The organism is Proteus alimentorum, assembly GCF_002607735.1.
GTDB classification, from domain to species: Bacteria; Pseudomonadota; Gammaproteobacteria; order Enterobacterales; family Enterobacteriaceae; genus Proteus; species Proteus alimentorum.
In genome coordinates, this window is sequence record NZ_NBVR01000020.1 from 247,149 (window position 1) to 271,201 (window position 24,053).

17 protein-coding genes and 1 tRNA gene are annotated in these 24,053 nt (G+C 39.4%); 9 read left to right on the forward strand and 9 right to left on the reverse strand.

Annotated elements, in window-relative coordinates; all coding sequences use genetic code 11:
- Positions 1-295 precede the first annotated feature (295 nt).
- From groL to B6258_RS06345, 3 genes are all read right to left on the reverse strand, one after another.
- On the reverse strand, positions 296-1,942 hold the full coding sequence (groL, locus tag B6258_RS06335) for a chaperonin GroEL (protein WP_099074564.1): 1,647 nt from the start codon (positions 1,940-1,942) through the stop codon (positions 296-298).
- A gap of 52 nt (positions 1,943-1,994) precedes the next feature.
- On the reverse strand, positions 1,995-2,288 hold the full coding sequence (locus B6258_RS06340) for a co-chaperone GroES (protein ID WP_036914050.1): 294 nt from the start codon (positions 2,286-2,288) through the stop codon (positions 1,995-1,997).
- A gap of 169 nt (positions 2,289-2,457) precedes the next feature.
- Positions 2,458-2,964 carry an FxsA family protein gene (locus B6258_RS06345; protein ID WP_099074566.1) on the reverse strand — a complete coding sequence of 169 codons (507 nt, stop codon included), beginning with the start codon at positions 2,962-2,964 and terminating at the stop codon, positions 2,458-2,460.
- 373 nt (positions 2,965-3,337) lie between these two features.
- Between B6258_RS06345 and aspA the strand changes: the two genes are divergently transcribed.
- From aspA to B6258_RS06390, 9 genes are all read left to right on the forward strand, one after another.
- Complete coding sequence (aspA, locus tag B6258_RS06350) at positions 3,338-4,762, forward strand: aspartate ammonia-lyase (RefSeq protein WP_099074567.1); 1,425 nt, start codon at positions 3,338-3,340, stop codon at positions 4,760-4,762.
- Positions 4,763-4,920: 158 nt separating this feature from the next.
- Positions 4,921-6,246 carry an anaerobic C4-dicarboxylate transporter gene (locus tag B6258_RS06355; RefSeq protein WP_099074568.1) on the forward strand — a complete coding sequence of 442 codons (1,326 nt, stop codon included), beginning with the start codon at positions 4,921-4,923 and terminating at the stop codon, positions 6,244-6,246.
- A 183-nt stretch (positions 6,247-6,429) separates the two neighbouring features.
- Entirely contained in the window at positions 6,430-7,002 is a 573-nt protein-coding gene (gene dicD, locus B6258_RS06360; protein WP_099074569.1) for a division control transcriptional repressor DicD, read from the forward strand.
- A gap of 295 nt (positions 7,003-7,297) precedes the next feature.
- Positions 7,298-7,373 (forward strand) — tRNA-Phe (locus tag B6258_RS06365).
- 437 nt (positions 7,374-7,810) lie between these two features.
- Positions 7,811-8,050, forward strand: coding sequence for a CPBP family intramembrane glutamic endopeptidase (locus tag B6258_RS06370; RefSeq protein WP_129586848.1), 240 nt, complete (start codon positions 7,811-7,813; stop codon positions 8,048-8,050).
- A 303-nt stretch (positions 8,051-8,353) separates the two neighbouring features.
- Positions 8,354-8,983: an OB-fold-containig protein gene (locus B6258_RS06375; RefSeq protein WP_099074571.1), complete on the forward strand. Its 630-nt coding sequence runs from the start codon at positions 8,354-8,356 to the stop codon at positions 8,981-8,983.
- 89 nt (positions 8,984-9,072) lie between these two features.
- Complete coding sequence (locus B6258_RS06380; RefSeq protein WP_099074572.1) at positions 9,073-11,268, forward strand: flotillin family protein; 2,196 nt, start codon at positions 9,073-9,075, stop codon at positions 11,266-11,268.
- A 90-nt stretch (positions 11,269-11,358) separates the two neighbouring features.
- On the forward strand, positions 11,359-16,293 hold the full coding sequence (locus B6258_RS06385) for a DNA repair ATPase (protein ID WP_099074573.1): 4,935 nt from the start codon (positions 11,359-11,361) through the stop codon (positions 16,291-16,293).
- A 714-nt stretch (positions 16,294-17,007) separates the two neighbouring features.
- Positions 17,008-17,973: a helix-turn-helix domain-containing protein gene (locus tag B6258_RS06390; RefSeq protein ID WP_099074574.1), complete on the forward strand. Its 966-nt coding sequence runs from the start codon at positions 17,008-17,010 to the stop codon at positions 17,971-17,973.
- A 70-nt stretch (positions 17,974-18,043) separates the two neighbouring features.
- On the opposite strand, the gene B6258_RS06395 is transcribed toward B6258_RS06390, so the two are convergent.
- The 6 genes from B6258_RS06395 to B6258_RS06420 form a co-directional block, all read right to left on the reverse strand.
- On the reverse strand, positions 18,044-18,328 hold the full coding sequence (locus B6258_RS06395) for a ferredoxin family protein (protein WP_099074575.1): 285 nt from the start codon (positions 18,326-18,328) through the stop codon (positions 18,044-18,046).
- Positions 18,325-19,611 carry an FAD-dependent oxidoreductase gene (locus B6258_RS06400; RefSeq protein WP_099074576.1) on the reverse strand — a complete coding sequence of 429 codons (1,287 nt, stop codon included), beginning with the start codon at positions 19,609-19,611 and terminating at the stop codon, positions 18,325-18,327. The genes B6258_RS06395 and B6258_RS06400 overlap by 4 nt, the downstream gene beginning before the upstream one ends.
- A gap of 63 nt (positions 19,612-19,674) precedes the next feature.
- Positions 19,675-20,616 carry an FAD-binding protein gene (locus B6258_RS06405; RefSeq protein WP_099074577.1) on the reverse strand — a complete coding sequence of 314 codons (942 nt, stop codon included), beginning with the start codon at positions 20,614-20,616 and terminating at the stop codon, positions 19,675-19,677.
- An 11-nt stretch (positions 20,617-20,627) separates the two neighbouring features.
- Positions 20,628-21,404 carry a putative electron transfer flavoprotein FixA gene (gene fixA, locus B6258_RS06410; RefSeq protein ID WP_099074578.1) on the reverse strand — a complete coding sequence of 259 codons (777 nt, stop codon included), beginning with the start codon at positions 21,402-21,404 and terminating at the stop codon, positions 20,628-20,630.
- Between the two features lie 53 nt (positions 21,405-21,457).
- A complete protein-coding gene (locus tag B6258_RS06415; protein ID WP_099074579.1) occupies positions 21,458-22,597 on the reverse strand; it encodes an acyl-CoA dehydrogenase family protein in 1,140 nt (379 codons plus the stop codon).
- Positions 22,598-22,692: 95 nt separating this feature from the next.
- On the reverse strand, positions 22,693-24,012 hold the full coding sequence (locus B6258_RS06420) for a GntP family permease (RefSeq protein ID WP_072069069.1): 1,320 nt from the start codon (positions 24,010-24,012) through the stop codon (positions 22,693-22,695).
- Between the last annotated feature and the right edge of the window lie 41 nt (positions 24,013-24,053).

Below are 24,053 nucleotides of genomic sequence, written 5' to 3' on the forward strand. Positions count from 1 at the left end.
ATAAGTTGTTTCTAATTATATATAAAATGAATTATCTGATAATTCTGAAATAAAACGGCATAAAAAGAGCGTAAGTAATTGGCAGTCCGACTATTGGAGCGGGAACTTCATACAAGAGGTGGTTTTGTGCATTAAAGGCATAGCATGTCATTTATGTTAACAAATAAATCCCAAAAAAGAGGATGTTATGTGTATGAATGAGATGATGCACTTTTCAAATCTCAATTGTATTTAGACATAAAAAAACCCGAGCCTAAGCTCGGGTTTTCTTTGTAAAACAGTTAGCTGATGAATTTTACATCATGCCGCCCATTCCACCCATGCCGCCCATACCGCCAGCAGCACCTAAGTCCATTTTGTCATCTTTCGGTAAATCTGTGATCATCGCTTCTGTCGTGATCATCAGACCTGCGATAGATGCTGCGAATTGCAGTGCAGAACGAGTCACTTTAGTTGGATCTAAGATACCCATATCAATCATATCGCCGTAAGCATCAGTTGCAGCGTTATAACCGTAGTTACCTTCACCCGCTTTCACGTTGTTTACAACAACAGATGGCTCTTCACCTGCGTTAGCAACGATTTGACGCATTGGAGATTCCATTGCACGTAATGCAACGCGGATACCGACTGTTTGTTCTTCGTTATCACCAACCATCTCACGCAGAGCGTTAGCAACACGAACCAGAGCAGTACCACCACCAGCAACAACGCCTTCTTCAACCGCTGCGCGAGTTGCATGCAGAGCATCGTCAACACGAGCACGTTTTTCTTTCATTTCAACTTCAGTTGCTGCACCCACTTTAATTACTGCAACACCGCCAGCTAATTTAGCAACGCGTTCTTGTAATTTTTCACGGTCATAATCTGAAGTTGCATCTTCGATTTGTTGACGGATTTGAGATACACGACCACTAATTGCGTCTTGATCACCTAAACCATCAATAATCGTTGTTGTATCTTTGTTGATAACAACGCGTTTTGCTTGACCTAAGTCTTCTAATGTCGCTTTTTCTAACTCCATGCCGATTTCTTCAGAAATCACAGCACCGTTAGTTAATGTTGCGATATCTTGCAACATTGCTTTACGACGATCACCAAAGCCAGGTGCTTTAACAGCAGCAACTTTAACGATACCACGCATGTTGTTCACAACTAATGTTGCCAGTGCTTCACCTTCAACATCTTCTGCGATAATAAGCAGAGGTTTGTTAGCTTTAGCAACACCTTCTAAGACAGGCAGTAATTCACGGATGTTAGAAACTTTTTTGTCAACTAACAGAATGAATGGGTTTTCTAATTCTGCTGTACCTGTTTCAGGTTTGTTGATGAAGTAAGGAGACAGATAACCGCGGTCAAACTGCATACCTTCAACAACATCTAGCTCATCTTCTAAGCCAGTACCTTCTTCAACGGTGATAACACCTTCTTTACCTACTTTATCCATCGCTTGAGCGATCAGAGTACCGACGGTTTCATCGGAGTTAGCAGAAATTGTACCAACCTGAGCAATCGCCTTAGTATCTGAACATGGAACAGACAGTTTTTTCAGTTCTTCGACTGCTGCAATAACAGCTTTATCGATACCGCGTTTCAGATCCATTGGGTTCATGCCAGCGGCAACTGCTTTTAAGCCTTCGGCAATGATTGATTGTGCTAATACTGTTGCAGTTGTAGTACCATCACCTGCCGCATCATTGGCTTTAGAAGCAACTTCTTTCACCATCTGTGCACCCATGTTCTCGAATTTATCTTCGAGTTCAATTTCGCGAGCAACAGATACACCATCTTTAGTAATAACAGGTGCGCCGAAAGATTTATCTAAAACAACGTTACGACCTTTAGGGCCTAAAGTTACTTTAACTGCATCTGCAAGAACATTAACACCACGTAACATTTTATTACGAGCATCTACACCGAATTTGACGTCTTTAGCTGCCATCGTATATTTCCTTTGAATTCGTTCAGTTTAAGAAGATCTTAAAAGAGAAAAATTATTCTTCTACAATTGCTAAAATGTCGCTTTCAGACATGATAAGCACGTCTTCGTTGTCAATTTTTTCTGTTTTAACGCCATAACCGTCGTTAAAAATGACGATATCACCAACTTTAACATCCAGTGGTTTAACATCACCGTTTTCCATAATACGGCCTTGACCCACTGCTAAAATTTCGCCACGAGTTGATTTACCCGCCGCTGTACCTGTTAGTACGATACCGCCTGCTGATTTAGCTTCGACTTCTTTACGTTTAACAATAACACGGTCATGTAATGGACGAATCTTCATTAATAGTGCTCCTATAAAAAAGTCCATATCAGGATTAAGGGGGATACCAGTGCCTAATGTGAACCAGTACCATGTCGATACAGGTGGGGGCATCCGGTCAAACTTCAAGGGGTAAAATGTGTTTTTTTTTCAAATTTTCCCCATTTCAGTTGATTATGCTTCAAGCGACTTATTTTTTATCAGAAAAATGGTCATTATTCGGATCATCAGCCTTATTATTCAGTTGGTTACTCGGTGAATCCTCTTTACGCTGAAACTCGCCTTCGAATGTTGTTCCATTCTGATTAGAAGAGAATCCACTTTGACCATGACCTGCTGAATAAACTTGAATTCGAGAGATCAGTTTCGTCACTAATAACGCTTGCAATGGTGGTAATAACAACAGTAAGCCCAAGAAATCCGTAAAGAAGCCAGGGATCAACAGTAAGATACCCGCCAATATTAATGAAACACTTTTCACCATTTCTGCCGCAGGCACTTCACCTACTGCAAGTTTTTGTTGCATTGAAGCTATATTTTTTACGCCCTGATTTTTTACCAGTGAGACACCAACACAAGAAGTCAGCACCACAAGGAATAGTGTTGTAAGAACGCCAATAGAAGATGCCACATTGACGAAAATAACGGCTTCTATATAGATAAGAAGGCAGATAATAATTAATGGGAGCCAACGCACTTGGTTCTCCTTTTTATAAAAAAGATTCATATTATTAATAGAAAGGAGTGTGAACTACATCTAAGGTGATGGTTTACAAACTCGCTTTTTCTTAGTTTATCTACATAATAATGGGGAGCCTAACACTCCTTTTCAAGGGGCGTTAAAAAGAGAAGTAGAACTGTAAAATCCATGAGATAGATCACAAAAAGAAAATATTTAGAGGTTATTTACTTATAAAGTGATCCAGCTTAAAGGTATTTGTTCACAACCCGAATATGATCATGTCAGTACCAAGCAAAACGGTAAGTTATATTACATTATTAACCGTTAACGATATATTTTATTAACAAGCGCATAACTAGACAGTTAAAATTTTAATAAGAAGGTTCTCATGTCAAATAAAACTCGTATCGAAGAAGACCTGTTAGGTAAAAGAGAAGTTCCTGCTGATGCTTACTACGGCGTCCACACTTTACGTGCTATTGAAAACTTCTACATCAGTGATCGTACCATCAATGATGTTCCAGAATTCATCCGCGGTATGGTAATGGTGAAAAAAGCTGCTGCATTAGCAAACAAAGAACTTCACACTATTCCTCGTGAAATCGCTGATACGATTATCAAAGCCTGTGACGTAGTATTAGAAACAGGTAAACACATGGATCAATTCCCAGTTGATGTATTCCAAGGCGGTGCAGGTACTTCATTAAATATGAATACCAATGAAGTTATCGCAAACATCGGTCTGGAATTAATGGGTCACCAAAAAGGTGAATACCAATACCTAAACCCAAATGACCACGTCAATAAGAGCCAATCAACAAACGACGCTTATCCTTGTGGTTTCCGTGTAGCGGTCTATAACTCTATTATCAAATTAACTGAATCTATCGAACTGCTGAAAGCTGGTTTTGATAGAAAAGCAGTTGAGTTCAAAGACATCCTGAAAATGGGTCGTACTCAATTACAAGACGCTGTACCAATGACTTTAGGTCAAGAATTCCACGCTTTCTCTGTATTAATGAAAGAAGAAATCAAAAACCTGAAACGCACTGCTGAGTTACTGTTAGAAATGAACTTAGGTGCAACAGCTATCGGTACTGGTCTGAATACAGCGCCGGGTTACCAAAAACTGTCTGTTGAAAAACTGGCAGAAGTCACTGGTTTAGCCTGTGTTCCAGCAGAAGACTTAATTGAAGCAACTTCTGACTGTGGTGCTTATGTCATGGTTCACGGCGCATTAAAACGCTTAGCTGTGAAAATGTCTAAAATCTGTAATGACTTACGTTTACTGTCCTCTGGTCCTCGTGCAGGTCTGAAAGAAATCAATCTTCCAGAACTACAAGCAGGCTCTTCAATTATGCCAGCTAAAGTAAACCCAGTCATTCCAGAAGTTGTAAACCAAGCTTGCTTTAAAGTTATCGGTAATGACACTTGTGTCACTATGGCCGCTGAAGCGGGTCAATTACAATTAAACGTAATGGAACCTGCAATTGGTCAAGCAATGTTCGAATCAATCTCTCTGTTAAGCAACGCTTGCCGTAACTTAGTAGAAAAATGTGTTGATGGTATCACTGCGAACAAAGAAATCTGTGAACACTTCGTATTTAACTCAATCGGTATCGTTACTTATCTGAACCCATTCATTGGTCACCATAACGGCGACATCGTTGGTAAGATTTGTGCAGAAACAGGTAAGAGTGTACGTGAAGTTGTTCTAGAACGTGGTTTATTAACCGAAGAACAACTGGATGATATCTTCTCTGTTGAGAACTTAAAAAACCCGGCTTACAAAGCAAAACGCTTCGATGATTAATAATTATGTTTCATAACATAACCATGTTAAACATAAGAATGAGCTCTTAAAAATACAAGGCACGGACTCTTTAAGGGACGTGCCTTTTTACTTGATTGTAAAAACAAAAATTTAACTTATTTTTCTCATTTTTTTAATTATCTCAAGGAGTAAACGCTATGTTAGCCGTAGAATTGATTATCGTTCTGCTGGCCATTTTCCTCGGTGCGAGACTTGGGGGAATTGGTATCGGGTTTGCCGGTGGTTTAGGGGTTTTAGTTTTAGCTGCTATCGGTGTTAAACCTGGTTCAATCCCTTTTGATGTTATCTCCATCATTATGGCTGTTATTGCCGCAATCTCTGCGATGCAGGTTGCTGGTGGTTTGGATTACTTAGTGGGCCAAACTGAAAAACTGTTAAGACGTAATCCAAAATACATCACAATTCTTGCGCCAATTGTGACTTATTTCTTAACTCTATTTGCAGGTACAGGGAACATCTCTTTAGCAACACTGCCAGTTATCGCTGAAGTTGCAAAAGAACAAGGCATCAAACCTTGCCGTCCTTTATCAACAGGTGTTGTTGCTGCTCAAATCGGTATTACTGCATCTCCAATCTCTGCTGCGGTTGTTTACATGGCATCTGTCATGGAAAACCCAGCAATGGTCGGTGAAGGTAACACAGTAAGCTATATCACTCTGCTTTCTATCTTATTACCAGCCACTTTCCTTGCTATCATTCTGATGTCATTCATCGTGTCTTGGGTGTTTAACTCAAAACTGTCTGATGACGCTGTCTATCGTGAGCGTTTAGAACAAGGTCTGGTTGAGTTACGTGGTAGCCAAGAACGTAGAGAAACATTAGCTGGTGCTAAATCATCTGTAATGCTGTTCTTGCTGGGTGTTGTCTGTGTTGTGACTTATGCAATCATCAACAGCCCAAGCTTAGGTATCGTGAAAGAACCGTTAATGAACACCACTAACGCTATTCTTATCATCATGCTGAGTGTTGCAACACTGATCACTGTCTTCTGTAAAGTGAAAACTGACAACATCCTAAACTCAAGTACCTTTAAAGCGGGTATGAGTGCATGTATCTGTATTCTGGGTGTTGCATGGTTAGGTGATACTTTCGTTTCAAGTAACATCGATTGGATCAAACTGACTGCGGGTGACTTAATCACTGGCCATCCTTGGTTATTAGCGGTTATCTTCTTCTTCTGTTCTGCTCTGTTATATTCTCAAGCAGCAACAGCGAAAGCGTTAATGCCAATGGCTTTAGCATTAGGTGTAACTCCATTAACTGCAATTGCTTCTTTCTCTGCGGTTTCTGGTCTGTTCATTCTGCCAACTTACCCAACACTGGTTGCGGCAGTTCAAATGGATGACACTGGTACAACTCGTATTGGTAAATTAGTCTTCAACCACCCATTCTTTATCCCAGGTACTATTGGTGTGGTACTAGCTGTCGGATTTGGTTTCCTCTTCGGCGGTATGATTTTGTAGTTTGAAATTAAAAATTAAGACATTGCAAAAAAGCGCTTAGCGCTTAAAAGAAATAAAAAACAAGAAAATACCCTGTCGCCAGATGGGGTATTTTCATTTTAGCCTATCGCTCCTTGCTTTCATTTTTAACTAAAGTCTGCTAATTATGATGTTCTCGCGACAACGTGATTTAAGGAGATTTCCGTGCAACGTGAAGCGTTATTAGACCACGTACTTATCCAGTTAGAGCAATACGGCTTAGCTGCAACCTTACCCGAACTTCTTCAAGATTCAGGTATCAACGAATCTGATCTTCACCCTTTCTGGCCTGATAGAGACGCATTGATTTTTGATTGTCTTCGCCACCATGGCCAACAAATTGATATTTGGCAACGCCAAGTCATGCTAGATGAAGAACTGACTATCGAACAAAAATTACTTGCTCGTTATGATCAACTGGCGATGCGTTTAGAAAAAAATCGTTTTCCTGGCTGTCTATTCGTTGCAGCTTGTAGCGCATATCCTGATGAACACTCTCAAATTCACCAATTAAGCCAACGCCAAAAGCAAAGCTCATTTGATTACTCTAGAACGCTACTACGCGAGCTTGATATCGAAGATAGTGAGTTAGTGGCGAAACAAATGGAACTCATCTTAGAAGGCTGTTTAAGCCGTTTAATGGTGAATCATCATGCTGATGATATTATTACAGCAAAATTATTGGCAGAGGATATTCTTAAGATTGCTCAATGCCGTAAAAATGGCGCCTTAAGTTAGTTTTGGTGTTGGAAAACGAGAAAAATGATCTGTTTTCTTGTTTGCACTCAATTTCTACCTGTTGAGTTGCAAAAAACAAATTTAATCATCAAAAGAAGAGAAAGTTTTCTCTTTAATATGCAAAAAAGTGAACATCTTTACTGATTGTTATTTAAGCACTTTTTACTAAAAAATAGCTTATGATGAAAATTTAAACTCGAATAGAATAAAAAGAAAGCAAACAAACTTATTTTTGCATTTTTTATTAAAAAGACGTTGACGCATCACGCTGAATACGGTTTAATGCGCCTCGTTAGCCCGAATAGCTCAGTCGGTAGAGCAGGGGATTGAAAATCCCCGTGTCCTTGGTTCGATTCCGAGTTCGGGCACCATCTTTAGAAAAACCAGCCTTATGGCTGGTTTTTTGCTTTTGCAGACTAAACAAATCGTTGTTAACAAAGCACTTCATCACTTTTTCCTTTCTCTATCTACCTCATTCCTATCTATTAGAAAATAGATCAAAATAAATACAACACTATTAATAATATGCTAGTTCAGATATATTTATCTCATATAAAAATAAGGAAGATAGATTATGGAGAATGGAATCGAAGGCTTAATGTTAAAAATGGGTTAACACTAAAAGATATTCACAGAATAAAAAAATTCTCAAGAAGATCAGGAAATAGTATTCAAGTTGAAATAACAAATCTAGGGAATGGATGATTTCGATTACTTTTAGTTTTTTTACTTCTTATTCTTACTTTATGCTCTGCTATTTATTTTAGTTCAGATAATAATCACACTCGTTTAATAATCTCATTTCTCATTGCAGTGTCTATTATTTGTTTTTTCTGCGCCAATTACTGAAGAAGTCATTTTTAGAGGTTTTCTCCTAAATGCAGGTATGTGGTATGGCAATATAGGAAAATGGGTGGCTACGTTTATCCTTATTTTTATTGTCGGTATTGTATTTTGCCAAGTCAGAATAGGTACTCGTTCACTAATCGCACCGATAGTACTACATGGAATACACAACACAATCAGTGTCGCTTTTTTAATGTTATAGCGTTTTTATTTAATAAATTTCTATTTTTTATAACAAAACACTTATTCACTTAAAAAGAAATGATATTTTATAGATGAAAATATTTTTATTACTTTTTAGAGAATGATCTGATTCTTTACGCAATAATACTGAATATTATTCATCATTATCTAAGTAAGTTATATTCACTTTTCTAAAAAATAAAATGAAAAAATAAATACAGAATGTGATTATAACTACATGCTTTTTCAGCGTATTAAAGTATGATAAAAGATATAAATATAACAAGAATATTATCATCTTCTTAAATTAAGAGAACGTTTTATGAATTTGTTTTTCCAAAATAGCCTCGCTTTTCCTAGCATTATTTTTAGTGCATTACTTGTTATTATCTCTTTTTATTGGCTTTGTGCTGCTTTGGGATTATTAGATATTGATTTATTTAATATTGATAGTGAGTTGGATGTTGATGCAACAGGTTTCGCAGGTTGGTTAACAAAATTAGGATTAGCCGGTATCCCAGTTACGATTATTTTAACCTTCTTTACCGTTATTGGCTGGTTTATCAGTTACTTTACTCACTATTGGATTATTAGTGCGATCGAAACAGGTTTTATTTATTATTTAGTTGGCTTTGTTGCTTTAATCATTATCTCTTTTATTTCTCTTAATCTTACTGCGGTTTGCTTAAAACCCATTCGTAAAAAGCTCATATCACGTAATAAGCCCAAATCAGTACACCAATTGATAGGTAAATTAGCCATAGTACGATCAGCAAATGTGGCGGAAAACAAAGGTGAAGCTGTTTTAGAAGATGGGGGTGCAGGTTTAATTTTACAAATTAGAGCACCAGAACAAGAAAATATTAAACGAGGTGATAGCGTCGTTATTATTAGTTATGACGCGCTCACTCACAGTTATCAAGTCGTAACGGAAGATGAATTTCATCGCTAATATCCACATTTGATGAAATCCAAAATTTAGTTAACAGACAAACACTATTACAAAATGACGGTATCGTCTGAACCTATGGAGAAAAAAGTATGGATTTGGCTTTCGTTATGCCTTTCTTAACTATCGTTGGTTTTGCAATCCTAATTATTTTAGGATTATTTGGATTATTTAAGGCTTTCTATATTAAAGTGCCACAAGGTACAGCCTTAATTGTCAACGACATGACCTCACAACCTAAAGTCCATTTTACCGGTGCATTAGTTTATCCTGTTATCTATAAAAAAGAGTTTATGCGTATTTCTCTTTTAACGTTAGAGGTTGATCGTCGCGGTAAAGATGGTTTGATTTGCCAAGATAACTTACGTGCTGATATTACCGTTGCATTTTATTTACGTGTAAATGAAACCACTGAAGACGTATTAAAAGTCGCAAAAGCCATTGGTGTTGATAGAGCGTCAGATCATCAAGCAGTCAGCACCCTATTTAGTGCTAAATTCTCAGAAGCATTAAAAACCGTAGGTAAACAGTTTGAACTGTCTAAACTCTTTGAAGACCGACAAAATTTCCGTGATCGTATTGTTGATGTTATTGGTAAAGATCTAAATGGTTATGCATTAGAAGACGTTGCTATCGACTATTTAGAACAAACACCAAAATCTGCACTTGATCCTAATAATATTTTTGACTCTGAAGGTATCCGTAAAATAACGGAAATTACCGCCATTCATAATATTGAAACCAACCAAAAAGAGCGCGATCAAGAGCTCGCTATTCAAAAGAAAAATGTTGAAACTCGCGAAGCCAGCCTTGCTTTAGAACGTCAACAAGCTGATGCAGAAGCACGCCAAAAACGAGAAATCGACAATATTCGTGCTCGTGAAACGTCAGAAACTCTACGAGTGCAAGAAGAAGAGCGCCTTAAAGCAGAACAGGCTCGTATTCAGACCCAACAAGAAATTGAGATCCGTGAAGAAAACCGTATGCGCGAAGTGGAAGTGGCACAACAAAATCGCACCCGTGCAGTCACTATTGAACAAGAGCGTGTTAATCGTGCACGCGAGTTAGAAATTGTTGCTCGTGAACGTGAAGTCGAGCTGCAACGTATTGAGAAAGAAAAAGCGTTAGAAGAAGAGCGTAAAAACATCTCAAATGTTATCCGTGAACGTGTTGCCGTAGAAAAAACAGTCGCTCAAGAAGAAGAACGCATTAAAGAAGTACGTGAAGTGTCAGAAGCTGAACGTATGCGCCAAGTCACTGTGATTAATGCTCAAGCTGAAGCGGAAGAATCTTTAGTTCGCCAAGTGAAAAAAGCCGAAGCCGATGAATCAAGCGCGAAACATAAAGCAGAAGAGATCAGTACAATGGCGAAGGCTGAATTAGAAGCCTCAGTAAAACAAGCCGAAGCGAAAAAACGCTTAGCGGAAGGTATTGAAGCCGAGCACGCAGCATTAGGCCTTGCGGAAGCCCGTGTACGTCAAGCGACAGCAGAAGCAGAAGAGAAAGAAGGTTTAGTGCTTGCGAATGTCACCGCGGAAAAACTATTAGCGGAAGCTCGAGGCATGAAAGAGAAAGGCTTAACCGAAGCCCAAGTGATGGAAGCTAAAGCACAAGCACAGCAACAACAAGGTTTTGCAGAAGCAAAAATTTTAGAAGAAAAATTAGCAGCTCAAGCGCGTGGTGAAGAACAACAAGCCAATGCGAAAGAGAAACTAGGTTTAGCTGATGCGAAAATTCTTGAAGAGAAACTCGCGGCTCAAGCCCGAGGCGAAGGCCAATTAGGTTCAGCACAAGCTGAAGTTATTCGCCAACGCTTGAAAGCAGAAGCAGATGGTTTAACCGATAAATTTAAATCTATGGATCACCTTAGCGATACGGCACGTTCACACGAAGAGTTCCGTATGCGTCTTGAAAAACAATTTGAACAAGCAATGGCCTCAATTGAAGCCAACAAAGAGATTGCACGAGAACAAGCTGATGTATTGGCTGCTGCACTGAGCAAAACCAATATTGAAATTGTGGGCGGTGATGGCAACTTCTTTAATACATTCTCTAAAGCATTAAGTCTAGGCAAAGCTGTTGATGGTTTTATGGATAAAAGCAGTTTTGCCAAAGAGAACGTTGAAAAGCTGATTAATCGTACTCAACAAGATCAAAAACTCGATATCGCTTCTTTATTAAATAATCCTGAAGTTCAAGATTTAATTAATGGATTTATGGCGACAAAAGGAGCCAGTCAGCTAATTAAAAATGTGACAACTCAATCAGACGCCTCTAAAGAAGAATAATTTCAGTTAAAGGAGGTGAAAAGACATAGCGTTTATCTCTGTGTCTTTTCTTTTGTTTTTATCGTTTAAGCCAAGGAAATCCGTTATACCATGTCTGAAATTCTGGATACGAATCGCGAACAGGAAATACTCGATAGCGCCGTTGCTCAAGGTGGTGCGTATGAAATTTTACGCAAACGCCTTACTGAGCAAGGTCAACAACTTCATCAAAAAGCCACTGAACTCAATCAGCATCGCTTAGATGAATTTGGTCAAAGCCAAATGGATATTATTGGTCGTATTCGTATTCGTACTGAAAATAACTGCCAAGCTAGAGATATTGTTCGTGTAGGTGAGTGGTTACTATTTGGTTATAACGTTTTCCTTGGGTTAAAACGTGAAATACATCTTGAAGATGTTTTTTCTCTTTATCGTTTAATTGAAAATGAGGGTGAGTTTGATGTTGAAGCCGTCCCTTATGAAAATACTTTTTTAAACGACAATCGCTTTATTCAAGATTTTACTGAGCTTTATACTTACTACAAAAATACGCAGCTATTACAGTTAGTTGAGCGTGATGGAAAACTGCTTGCCAGTTTTCAAATTGGTGCTCGTATTACTGATGTACGTGTTTTTCGTTGGGCAATTTCAAGTGATAAACAGCGTATTGAATATATTGATAATCGTGGCGAGCGCGATATCGCCCTTCCTCCTGCTTATGATTTTGAATGGACAAAAACTCAACGTGAAGACACGATTAATGGTCGTTTTCCCCATATCAATATTCTTGATACCGTTTTTGTCGAAACAACTGGCGGTGATTTAACGGTTAAATGTGAAAATAATACCGAAGATGGTTTAGGGATTTATCGTGAAGCCGTATTAGATAAAAACCAATCTCTCGATGACGCCCAAATTGAATATGCTCAAACTGGCAGTTTAATTCTGTTAAAAATCTTACCGTATCGAGAAGAAAATTGGCGTTATTTGGTCTACAACATTTTGTCGCAAACCGTACAACGTATTGATGCGATTGGACAAGCTTGCGTCCAATTACCTGAAGATCATGGCATTATTTTCCCCGGTGGCTATTACCTGCAAAATGGTGAATACAAAACCTTTGATCAACCAATGGATGGAATGTATTTCCGCCGTCTACGCCGTTCGCCGAATGGTGAAGATGTGTTATATGTTTTTTACTCCCCTTCACAAGGTCGTCTTGCGCTTTTCAATTACAATATGATTGAGCGCAAACTTGCTGTACCTTTGGTCGGTCATGGCTATGCGATGTTAGAAGACGGAAAAATGGTACTGTTTGAAGGTGAAGGCGAAGAAGCAACACGCGTTCATCCAATGCAAGTTTGGCAAACCCCTTTCTATTCTGAAGAATTTGCCGATAAACAACCTCCCCGTAATGGTTTTTATGGCCGAATTGGTAATGCTGATTTAGTACGAGGTATTTCTGAGATTTTACATGTCGCAAAAGAAATTGAAGGAAATCAAATTTCTATTGCTCGTTATGAGCAACTTAGTTCACAACCTAAAAATTTATTAGATCTCTATTATTGGTTTAACGATGAACACTGTTTAGGGATTGGTAAATTATTAAAAGATATCGCTCAAACCAGCGAATTAGTGCTTGATGAATATGAAAAAGTGGAAAGCATTCGTCAGCAATCGGCTAAATCTATGCTGGAAGCCGTTAATCGCCAAAAATCACTACTGGCTTTAACACTGCCTGATAGTTGGGCCGATATACAACAATTTGTTGATAGCTTAAATTCACTGAATGCTCATCGTGGACATCTTATTTCCTTGCGTGAATTCCGTTATATGGATTTAACCAAGCTTAGTGCGATGGAAACGGAAATTACAGAGGCTCAGCAACGCGTTTCTCAAGCTACGGCCCTTTTTCTGGCGAGTGATAAAGCATTACATCCCTTTAAAACTCAGCTTGTTACCTTTGAAAATCTCATTGAAAAAGCACAAAACAGTGCTCAATTAGATATCCCAATGAATGACATGGAAAAAATGTCTGCTAATTTGGATATGCTTTCTAATTTAATGGCATCTTTAACATTCCAAGATGTCACTCAACAAACGCATATTATTGATGCGATTTCACAAATCTATGCTCAACTAAACCAATCCCGCGCTCGACTACAACAAAAACGCAAATCACAAAGTAGTATCGAAAGTGTCGCACAATTTGGCGCGCAATTTCGCTTGTTTAGTCAAGGGATCACCAATGCATTATCCCTTGCAACCGATCCTGAACGTTGTGACGATCAGCTTTCTCGTTTGTTGCTTCAATTAGAAGAGCTCGAAAGCCAATTTAGTCATCATGATGAATTTCTTGATGATATTCTCGCTAAACGTGAAGAGTTAGTTGAAACCTTTGAGTCACACAAACAAGTCCTGCTTGATGATCGCCAACGTCGATCACAAAGCCTGCTTACTGCGGCAAATCGCTTACTGGAAAATCTGCAACGCCGAACATCTCGCTTACAATCACAAGATGAGTTAAATGCCTTTTTTGCATCAGATCCATTGTCATTAAAAACACGAGAGATTATTGAAAAGCTAAGAGAAATCAATGATAACGTCAAAGCTGACGATATTGATGCACGCCTAAAATCTTCTCGTGATCAAGCTATTCGTATTCTGCGGGATAAAACGGATATTTTTGAAGACGGCGGCAATGTCATTAAATTAGGGCCTCACCACCGTTTTAGTGTTAATACGCAAGAGCTTGACCTCACTATTTTACCTAAAGAGGATAAGCTCTGGTTATACCTAACAGGAACAGATTACCAAGAACCGATTGAAAATACAGAGCTTGCTCAATTACAGCCTTATTGGAATGCCTCACTTGAGTCTGAATCGGACACAGTTTATCGTGCAGAATACCTCGCTTATTCTATTATTTATGCAGCAGCAAAACGTCAAGATGGTCTGGATTACGAAACACTAAAAGAAGCACTCACCATTCCAGAAAAGCTTGAAAAACTCGTGCGTGACGTTGCAACACCACGTTATAAAGAAGGTTATGAAAAAGGGATCCACGATCACGACGCGATCGCTATATTGAAAAAGCTGATCCCAATCGGTGAAAGCGCCGATCTTCTACGCTATAACCCGACTGCACGCGCAGTAGCCGCACTATTTTGGGAAACGAAACAGAATGAGCAATATCCTGCATTGTGGCCAGAACGAGCAAGAACCGCGCTTAATATTCAGCAGTTATTCCATACAGACGATGCATTAACCGATCTGCAAGCTGAAATCGAAGCGGATATACGCCTATTCCTTCATGATAATCCGATTGAATGCGAACATTATATTCCGATACAAGCCTCTGAATATTTAAGCTTTGCGTTGGCGAGAACACCCATTGAATTGGTTTATAGCAAATACGCTAAAGCGCTAGTGATTGCACTGCAAAGTCGATTAGAAGAAGCGCATATGTGGATGGACTTTAATCGTTCACAGCAAAATTTAGGTACGCGATATGCACAGCGTTGGGCACTGATCCAAAATTGGCTACAAGGACTGTGCTCTCTGCCTGAGTATGCCGATCTGACACCTTATATTCCGGGTGCTATCGCTATCATTATTTTAGATAAAGTCGCATCAGCGCGTTATAGCGAAGCCGATTTATATTTTACAGTAACGGGATTATTAGGCTCTCACCCAACGATTGAAAACCAAGCGTTATCACTCAGTTTAGATAATTATTTCAGCCGAATGCGTGGGCAAAGAAAGAATTTTATTCCTGCATTTCGCCAGTACCTTACATTGCGCCAAAAAATCGTCAGTGATGAACGTGAACGTTTAAAACTGCATGAATTTAAAGCCAAACCGTTAAGCTCTTTTGTCCGTAACAAGCTGATTAATGATGTTTATTTACCTATTATTGGCGACAATATGGCAAAGCAAATTGGTGCATTAGGAGAAGGAAAACGCACCGACTTAATGGGATTATTACTGATGATCTCCCCTCCTGGCTACGGTAAAACCACATTAATGGAATATGCAGCAGCACGTTTAGGTCTAATTTTTATGAAGATCAATGGCCCTGCTTTAGGGCATAACGTGCTATCACTCGATCCGGAACAAGCACCTAATGCAACAGCGAGACAAGAGCTTGAGAAACTCAACTTAGCGCTAGAAATGGGTAATAACGTTATGCTGTATGTGGATGATATTCAGCATACTCACCCTGAATTCTTACAAAAATTTATTTCGCTCTGTGATGGAACAAGACGTATTGAAGGGGTATGGAAAGGAAAAACCAAAACCTATGATATGCGTGGCAAAAAATTCTGTGTCGTGATGGCGGGGAACCCTTATACCGAATCAGGCGAGGTATTTCGTATTCCTGATATGCTGGCTAATCGTGCTGATATTTATAACTTAGGTGAAGTATTAGGCGGCATGGATGAAGCTTTTGCGCTGAGTTATATCGAAAACAGCCTAACGTCTAATGCAGTATTGGCGCCACTCGCCTTGCGTGATCTTAACGACCTTTATATTTTAGTGGATAAGGCGATGGAGAAATCCGTCTCTACCAACACATTAAGTTACCCTTATTCTGATGCTGAAATTAATGAAATTGTAATGGTACTTAAGCACTTAATTACCTTACGGAACATTATTTTAAAAGTAAACCAGCAATATATTGCCAGTGCTGCCCAATCAGATAAATATCGCACAGAGCCAGCATTTCGTTTGCAAGGCAGTTACCGCAATATGAATAAGTTAAGTGAAAAAGTGTCTGCGGTAATGAATGATGAAGAAATTGAACGCTTGTTAGACGATCACTATCTTGGTGAAGCACAATTACTCACAACGGGTGCCGAAGAGAACTTACTAAAACTCGCTGAACTACGTGGAAAATTAACAGAGAAAGACACGATCCGTTGGGCGCAAATCAAGAAAGATTTTATGCGTAATAAAGCACTAGGGGGTGATAATGCTGATATTGGCGACCGTGTGGTTTCCCAGTTAGCCAACCTAGTTGAAAGTGTGCAAGGCCTACGCTAAAGAGAGAAAATAACCTTATTTAGCTCACTTATTTTAGTGGGCTAAATATGACATAAATAGTGTTTTATAAATCAAGTAACCTATTTCATGTTCATGATACTCATTTGTTCAAGATCTATGAACAGATAAAGCTCGTAAACAACATTGTGGTTAAATATTTTTACAATTAACATTTCATGATATTAAAAAGAACGTTAAATACATAATAATAATATTATTAACACTTAAATTATCTATTTAATTCTATTTAATATATAATTTATAAAATAATGATTAACAATAAAAAAACAACTTTATTTAACAACCCATTCTATTATGTACATAAAATCCATATTAACTCATACTCTGAAAAGAATGAAATAAATGAGATATTAATAAGAATCACTCTTAATTTATTTATGAGATCTCACTCTAAAGATAAGAAATTAACTTAGGATTAATATCATAAAAATGATAGCATAAAAAATACTATAAATTAATTCTATGATTTACATAATGTTAGTTGAAATAAATTAAAACTTTTTAAATACATTATCTTCAATTTATTAACAAGAAAGATAATTAATATCCTTGTTAATAATGATTTAAAAGTACTATTCTAATTTTAAGATTAAAGTAATAAAAATATTATTCTATTTCGGCCTAGTTTAAGTTGTTTTTATACTAGATTGATAGCAACACAACAAAAATATTTTCAATAAAAGTGGGCGTACTATGAAAAGCATGTTTACGACTCGGGAACTCCCTGACGTAGATCGGTTTTCCGTATTCAGGGATACAATAAAAGACCGCTTTTTATCGTCTTATGAATGCAATGAAGTCGAATTGCCTCCTCATTCTCGATTTTATGCCAACATTGTCGAGCAGAAGGTGACAAATATTCGCTTTATTCAGCTAGAGTCTAACGGTCACTGGGCGAGTAGCCGTCCTTTAACGCATAAACTTAGCTTAGAAGAGCACTTTCAAATAGAGATACAGCGTTCAGGAACCAGCCATCTGACTCAAGATGGAAGAACTGCATTTCTACGGCAAGGTGACTTTTGTATTTTTGATATGGCAAGACCCGTATCATGGTCTTTTGATAACGACTATTCGCTATTTAAAATTTTGATCCCAAGAGAAAAACTGGCATCACGTTTAGGTAATACCCAAAATCTTACTGCAAGAGCAATACGAGGCAATAGCATTACAGGCTCCCTCGTTTATAGCTTTGTGATGCGCTATATCCCTTTTTTAGATTCAATGCCCCCACAACATGCACAACAACTTGCCGATATTTTATTGAATTTAATTACGTCTGCTTTTAGCGAATATAGCATTGCAACGCCACCACAAAGCTTAGGACGCTCAACACTGTTTTATTTTGCTCAACACTATTTAGAGCAACACCTTTCCGATCCCGATCTCAGCGTAAATGAATGTGCAAATGCATGTGGTATTTCAGTACGTTATTTACAGATGCTTTTTAAAGAGCAGAACACGTCTGTATTGCGTTGGGTGCATCAAAAACGTCTTGAAAATTATAAAGCCGCATTAGTGAATCCACTTTTAGCTGAAAAAAACATTACACAATTGGCTTATGAATGCGGCTTTAGCGATATTTCTAATTTAAGTCGAAAATTTAAATCTGAATTTTTACTAACGCCATCAGAATATCGAAAAATACATTCGTTGAGGTAGGTATTTTATTTATTCCCCTCTAGTTAAAATTTTGGAGGTTATACTAGAGGGGAAGATTAGAATGATTATATTAGCCGTAACGAAACTCAATGCCTAATGTACCACATGGATATTCCCATTTTTTCAAAATAGTCTCGCCACATAAAACACGGCAAGTGCCACACTCTAAACACCCTGCATAATCAAAAAGATATTGCCCTTTTTCATCTTTTTTATATAACCCAGCAGGGCAAGCTTTCATTAAGATTTCAAATTGTGCAGGATCAATATCATCCTTTAAGACGATATGTGGATTGTCTTCATCTACATTAAATTTATTGACGCCTAATTTAACGTCTACATTTACTTGACTCATAAAGAACGTACCCCCTTAAACCCATCTTTAATTAAGTTCATCACTCCGACTTTCTTAACTTGAGATAGGATTTTCTTACGCACAGGTTTTTCTGGGCCATTAATCACGAATAAGTCGTGCATCACATTAGCCGCCATTTGTGGGTAATCGGTAAAGAATCTTGTGTTATCGAGGAAAGCTGGCAACTCTTTGTATAACTTCATATCTTTCATCACAAAGCCGTCATTTAATAAAGATTGATAACAACTCAGCGCTTTCTGACTATAGTTATTTTGCTCTTTCGCCATTAATACCGCTTTTGCAGCCGCTTCACCTGAAGCAATCGCTAAATCCATTCCTCTTACGGTATAGCCAACGTTAAGACAAAATCCAGCAGCATCTCCCGTCACTAAGACGCCATCTTTGACTAACTCAGACACCATATTCATACCGCCTTCAGGTACCATATGTGCTGAATATTCTAATAATTTGCCGTCTTTGATAAGTGGTGCAACAACAGGATGTTGTTTAAAATCTTCTAATAATTGAGGAACCGTTTTTTCGAATTTATCGACATTATGTAGCCCTAAAACAAGGCCTAAAGAAACGGTATTTTTATTGGTGTATAAAAATCCACCGCCTAAATATCCACCCGAGGGAGCGCCAGCAAAAAGCCAAGCTAAACCTTCATCATGAGTACAACCAAATCTGTCTTCCATTTGTTGTGGTGTAAACTCGAGTAGCTCTTTAACACCTACCGCAACAGTATGAGGATTCACTTTTTGTGTCATGCCTAATTGCTTCGCTAACAGTGAATTCACACCATCCGCTAGGATCACCACATGAGCTTCAATTTCATCATCACCCGCTTTAACACCACAAACTTTTCCGTCTTTCACTAACACTTCATCAACGCGAACACCGGTGATCACTTGTGCGCCTGCGTCTTCTGCTTTCTCCATTAACCATTGATCAAATGAAGAACGTAATACGGTATAAGAGCGAGCAGCGTTCTCTTCTTGCTGGGTATGTTGATAATCTAAAGTGACGCCATCTGTTTCCGTTAGCATGGAAATTTTTTCACGCGTCACAAGACGTTCAACTGGGGCTTCTTGGGCAAAATTGGGAATGATTTTTTCAAGACTGTGCGCGTATAAACGTCCACCCGTCATATTTTTACTGCCAGCGAAATTACCTCGCTCAACCACTAATACATCACACCCTGCTTGCGCTAACACGTAGGCAGCAGTACCACCAGCAAGTCCACCACCCACAATAATGGCGTCAAAAATATCGTCTGACATACTTTCCTATCCTTTTATTATGTGTGGTCGCTTAGCAAATTATCACTAAGCGACCTACGGTGATTAGCCGCCAAGTTTCGCGGTTAATGCAGGTAACACTTTGTAGAGGTCGCCAACAATACCGTAATCCACCATATTGAAAATTGGGGCATTTTTATCTTTGTTAATACCAACAATGATTTTTGCTCTATCCACCCCCACCATATGCTGGATTTGTCCTGAAATACCGACAGCAACATAAACATCCGCACCTAAAGTCACACCTGAAACACCAATGTAACGATCGTGTTCCATCCAACCTTCACCTTCCGCAATTGGACGAGAACAACCCACTTCGCCGTGAAGGGCTTTCGCTAATGCAGACGCTAATGCAATATCATCTGCCTTACCAAAACCACGACCGACGCCGACAACACAATGCGCCTTACCTAAATCAACCGTACTGCCTTGTTTTGGCTTACGTGCTAACACTTTTAATGTGTGTGCTGGCGCAACAAAGGCACTATTCACCACAGATGCATTGGGTGCATCTTTAATGGCTTCCACATCTAAAGCACCGCCAACCGTTACAACCGCATAAGGTGAACGAATTTCTGCTTTAGCATGTGCTAAACCACCATAAACTTGGTGAGTTGCGATAACGGTATTATTTTCAACAGTCAGGCTTAACGCATCACTAACAACGCCTGCTTTTAGCGTAGCGCCAAGACGAGCCGCAATGGCTTTTGCTCGTTTTGATGAAGCAAGTAGAATCAATGCATTCGTACCCGCTTCTTTAATAATTGCGGCAAAAGAGGCTGCATAATCTTCTGCGATCACCCCCTCTTGAGGTGCGAAACAATAAACACAGTCAGCGCCTAAGTTGACACATTCACGAGTGCTTTCATCATCACCAATAAACAGCACATTAACCTTTTCACCAAGACCACGAGCAAACGCAATCAGCTTTGCTAAATCATCCGCTTTTTCGGCATAAACAAAGGTAGTAGGTAGTAAACTCGCCATTTTTAATCTCCTTATTGATTAACCGCTTGGCGTAAATGTTCAGCAAAAGTGGCAATATTTTCATCTGAATCACCTTCTAAAATAATACCAAGGCGATCAGATTGCTCTGGCGCACAAACTTGTGTTTGCACAACCGTCAGAGCAGAAATATCAACACCGATATCGCCTAATCCCAGCTTTTCAACTGGCTTTTTATTCGCCGCTAAAATAGCTTTCATTGAAGGGAGTTTGGGGGTGTTAATGCTTGAAGTGACACACACAATGGCAGGCAATGTCAGTTCAAGTTCTTCAGTGATGTTTTCGAGATCACGTTCAACAATGATTTTGTCACCTTCAACCGTGATTTTGTTTACCGCATTCACGCAAGGTAAGCCTAAATATTCGCCTACCGCTAAACCTGTTTGTTGAGCGTATAAGTCACCAGAACCCTCACCAAAAACTAATAAATCAAAACCCACTTTCTTTGCTGCTTGCGCAATAATATTGGCAGTATCCGTTGAATAAAGTGCACTGCATGCATCATCAGCAACCAGTGTTAATGCATCTGGGCCACGCGATAAAATATCTTTTTTGATTTTCGCGTTTTCAACCATTGCATTTGTCCCCACACTTAATGCCGTTACAGTGCTATCACTAAGGGTAGAGGCAATTTCTACGGCAGTTTCAATTGCATTCAAGTCATACAAACTAATTTTTAAACCCGCATTATCGGTTGCGAGTGTACGATCAGGCCGTGTTGTGATGTCTTGTTCGTCATGAACAACCTTACAGCAGGCAATAAGTTTCATAATTCACATTCTCCGTTTTGCACAATGCAACAAATTAATAAGCTCAAATCTCATTACGCTAAAATATGCTTAGCGATGACCATACGTTGCACTTCACTTGTGCCTTCAAAAATCTCAGTCAGTTTTGCTTCACGCATCAAACGTTCAACAGGATAGGATTTGGTGTAACCCATACCGCCATGTAATTGAACGGCTTTTTGAGTTACATAAGTGGCAGCTTCTGCTGCATAAAGTTTGGCTTGAGCTGATTCACGCGTGTAAGGAAGACCCGCCATTTTGGCGGCAGCGGCGCGATAAACCAGCATACGAGCGCAATCAACACGCGTTGCCATATCCACTAATACCCATTGAATACCTTGATTAGCCGCAATGGGTTTACCAAATTGAATACGTTCTTTGGTGTAAGTAATTGTGGCGTCTAATGCGCTTTGCGCGATCCCTAATGCAAGTGCAGAACAACTTAAACGCCCGCCATCTAAGGTTTCCATCGCGATATTAAAGCCTTTACCTTCTTCGCCTAACATAGCGCTAGCTGGAACTACACAATCACTGAAACTCACAGAGCAGGTTTCCGAACCGTTCATCCCCATCTTGTCTTCAGGTAAACCAATGCTGATACCTGGGTTATCACGCTCAACTAAGAATGCGGTGATCCCTTTTACACCTTTGCTTTTATCTGTCATCGCAAACACGATAAAGAACGCACCTTGAGGCGCTGCGGTGATCCACAATTTAGAGCCATTGATCACATAGTTATCGCCTTGGCGAACAGCGGTTGTTTCTTGAGCTGCAGCATCACAACCCGCGCTAGGCTCTGACAAACAGAAGCACCCTAATTTTTCGCCAGAAACTACTCCCGGTAAAATGCGTGCTTTGGTTTCTTCATCCGCATATTTTTGGATAATAGGGCCCGTTAATGAGCATTGAGACCCCATAATCATGGCGTGAGAGGCACTCACTTTCGCCATCTCTTCTGTGGCTAATACATAGCTAATGGCATCGGCTTCTGTACCACCATAAGCTTCATCAATATTGAAACCAAAGAGTCCTAATTCAGCCATCGGTGCGACGCTTTCACTTGGAAAACGGTGCTCTTTATCAATTTCACCCGCAATTGGTTTAATCTCGTTATCAACAAACTCTCTGACCATATCGCGGATCAGGACTTGTTCTTCTGTTAGCTGAAAATCCATGTTTATTTTCCTCTGAGAATATTGATGGTTATCTCTATGGCGTGCGATTTCACGTTTGTCGTCTTATCGCACGCATTAATGGGTTAACGTTATGCCTACATCGTTGCAATAGATGCAGGTAAGAAGGTGTACAGCAGCAACATAAACATCATGGCTAACAGTGGGATAGCGAGGGTTAATGTCCCCACTGGCCCATAGCCTTCTTTATGGCTGACACCACAGACGCTAAAGACAGTAATAATCAATCCGTTAAATGGCGGTGTTGTACTCATAGATGCCATTGTGGCGACACGGTGTAAGGAGCCTTGGTCAACCACGGTTGCAGGGAACATCGCCGCAATCATTGGCATAGCGATACTTAACGCACCAGAGCCTGAACCACTGATAAACACCAAGGCACCGACTGAAATTGCAGTGACAACAAGGGGATTAAGACCCGATTGCGCAATCGCTTGGAATGATTCTTTGAACGCCGGTAGCGTCATAACTAACGCACCAAATCCAACAATCACCGCCGTGTTAAAGAGGGAGGTCACCCCTTCCATCGTTCCTGCGGCTAAATTAGGGACGAGTTTTTTCCAATCGAGATAGCGTAAGTACACAATCAAGGCCGCAATAATGGCGCAGAACAGTGCAATAGCCGGATCCCATTTCAGGATATTCAGCACGACAAGCAGAATAAGCATTGGCAGTAATGCAACTAGCACATTAGGTAATTGGCGATCTTTTTTACCTTCTTCTGCTTTCGCTGTTTTTTCGTCTTCAACCCAACCCTCACCTTTGGCTTTTACACGCTTAAATAACCAAGTGAGATAAATAATCACTAAGGTGACTTGGAACAACGCCGTCAACATACCCGGCACTAAACCGGCTGTTGCAGACGTACCTAAAAATTTCATTGGGATAAGGTTTTGGATCTGAGGCGATCCCGGCATGATCATCACAAACGTACCCGCACCTGCAAAATAGACAGCTGGAATAAGTCTGCGAGGAAGATTCGCTTTGCGGAATAAACTCACCATCATTGAATAGACGGTAAACAGTGCAACAAACACTGACACACCGCCGTAGGCTAAAATGGCACAAGCTGCTACCAATGAAGGAATAACAGCCCTTTCACCAAATTTACCAATAATAAAAGAGGCAACACTATCAGCAGCGCCACTGATAGCGGTTAATTTGCCAAAAATCGCACCAAGTACGAAAATGAAGAAGAAGCTACCAAAATAGCCACCTAATCCGCCGGTATACACTTGTAATAGTGCATCGACAGGATTAAGCATATCTGGTGATACAAGCCATGCAGTCACAGCAAGAAACAGGCTGGTGGTAAAGACAGAAATAAAAATATGTATGCCTTTCATACACATAATCATTAATATCGCTAGCCCGATGATTAAACAAATAATACCCATGATTGCCCCACTTATAGGTGTTAGGGTTCAATTGACCTGCG

Excerpts from the sequence above, each read along its gene's own strand:
- B6258_RS06415 (WP_099074579.1), bottom strand. The coding sequence starts at position 22,597 with ATGGATTTTCAGCTAACAGAAGAACAAGTCCTGATCCGCGATATGGTC.
- B6258_RS06420 (WP_072069069.1), bottom strand. The coding sequence starts at position 24,012 with ATGGGTATTATTTGTTTAATCATCGGGCTAGCGATATTAATGATTATG.
- fixA (WP_099074578.1), bottom strand. The coding sequence starts at position 21,404 with ATGAAACTTATTGCCTGCTGTAAGGTTGTTCATGACGAACAAGACATC.
- B6258_RS06400 (WP_099074576.1), bottom strand. The coding sequence starts at position 19,611 with ATGTCAGACGATATTTTTGACGCCATTATTGTGGGTGGTGGACTTGCT.
- B6258_RS06375 (WP_099074571.1), top strand. The coding sequence starts at position 8,354 with ATGAATTTGTTTTTCCAAAATAGCCTCGCTTTTCCTAGCATTATTTTT.
- B6258_RS06385 (WP_099074573.1), top strand. The coding sequence starts at position 11,359 with ATGTCTGAAATTCTGGATACGAATCGCGAACAGGAAATACTCGATAGC.
- B6258_RS06355 (WP_099074568.1), top strand. The coding sequence starts at position 4,921 with ATGTTAGCCGTAGAATTGATTATCGTTCTGCTGGCCATTTTCCTCGGT.
- B6258_RS06405 (WP_099074577.1), bottom strand. The coding sequence starts at position 20,616 with ATGGCGAGTTTACTACCTACTACCTTTGTTTATGCCGAAAAAGCGGAT.
- B6258_RS06395 (WP_099074575.1), bottom strand. The coding sequence starts at position 18,328 with ATGAGTCAAGTAAATGTAGACGTTAAATTAGGCGTCAATAAATTTAAT.
- B6258_RS06390 (WP_099074574.1), top strand. The coding sequence starts at position 17,008 with ATGAAAAGCATGTTTACGACTCGGGAACTCCCTGACGTAGATCGGTTT.
- B6258_RS06340 (WP_036914050.1), bottom strand. The coding sequence starts at position 2,288 with ATGAAGATTCGTCCATTACATGACCGTGTTATTGTTAAACGTAAAGAA.
- groL (WP_099074564.1), bottom strand. The coding sequence starts at position 1,942 with ATGGCAGCTAAAGACGTCAAATTCGGTGTAGATGCTCGTAATAAAATG.
- aspA (WP_099074567.1), top strand. The coding sequence starts at position 3,338 with ATGTCAAATAAAACTCGTATCGAAGAAGACCTGTTAGGTAAAAGAGAA.
- B6258_RS06380 (WP_099074572.1), top strand. The coding sequence starts at position 9,073 with ATGGATTTGGCTTTCGTTATGCCTTTCTTAACTATCGTTGGTTTTGCA.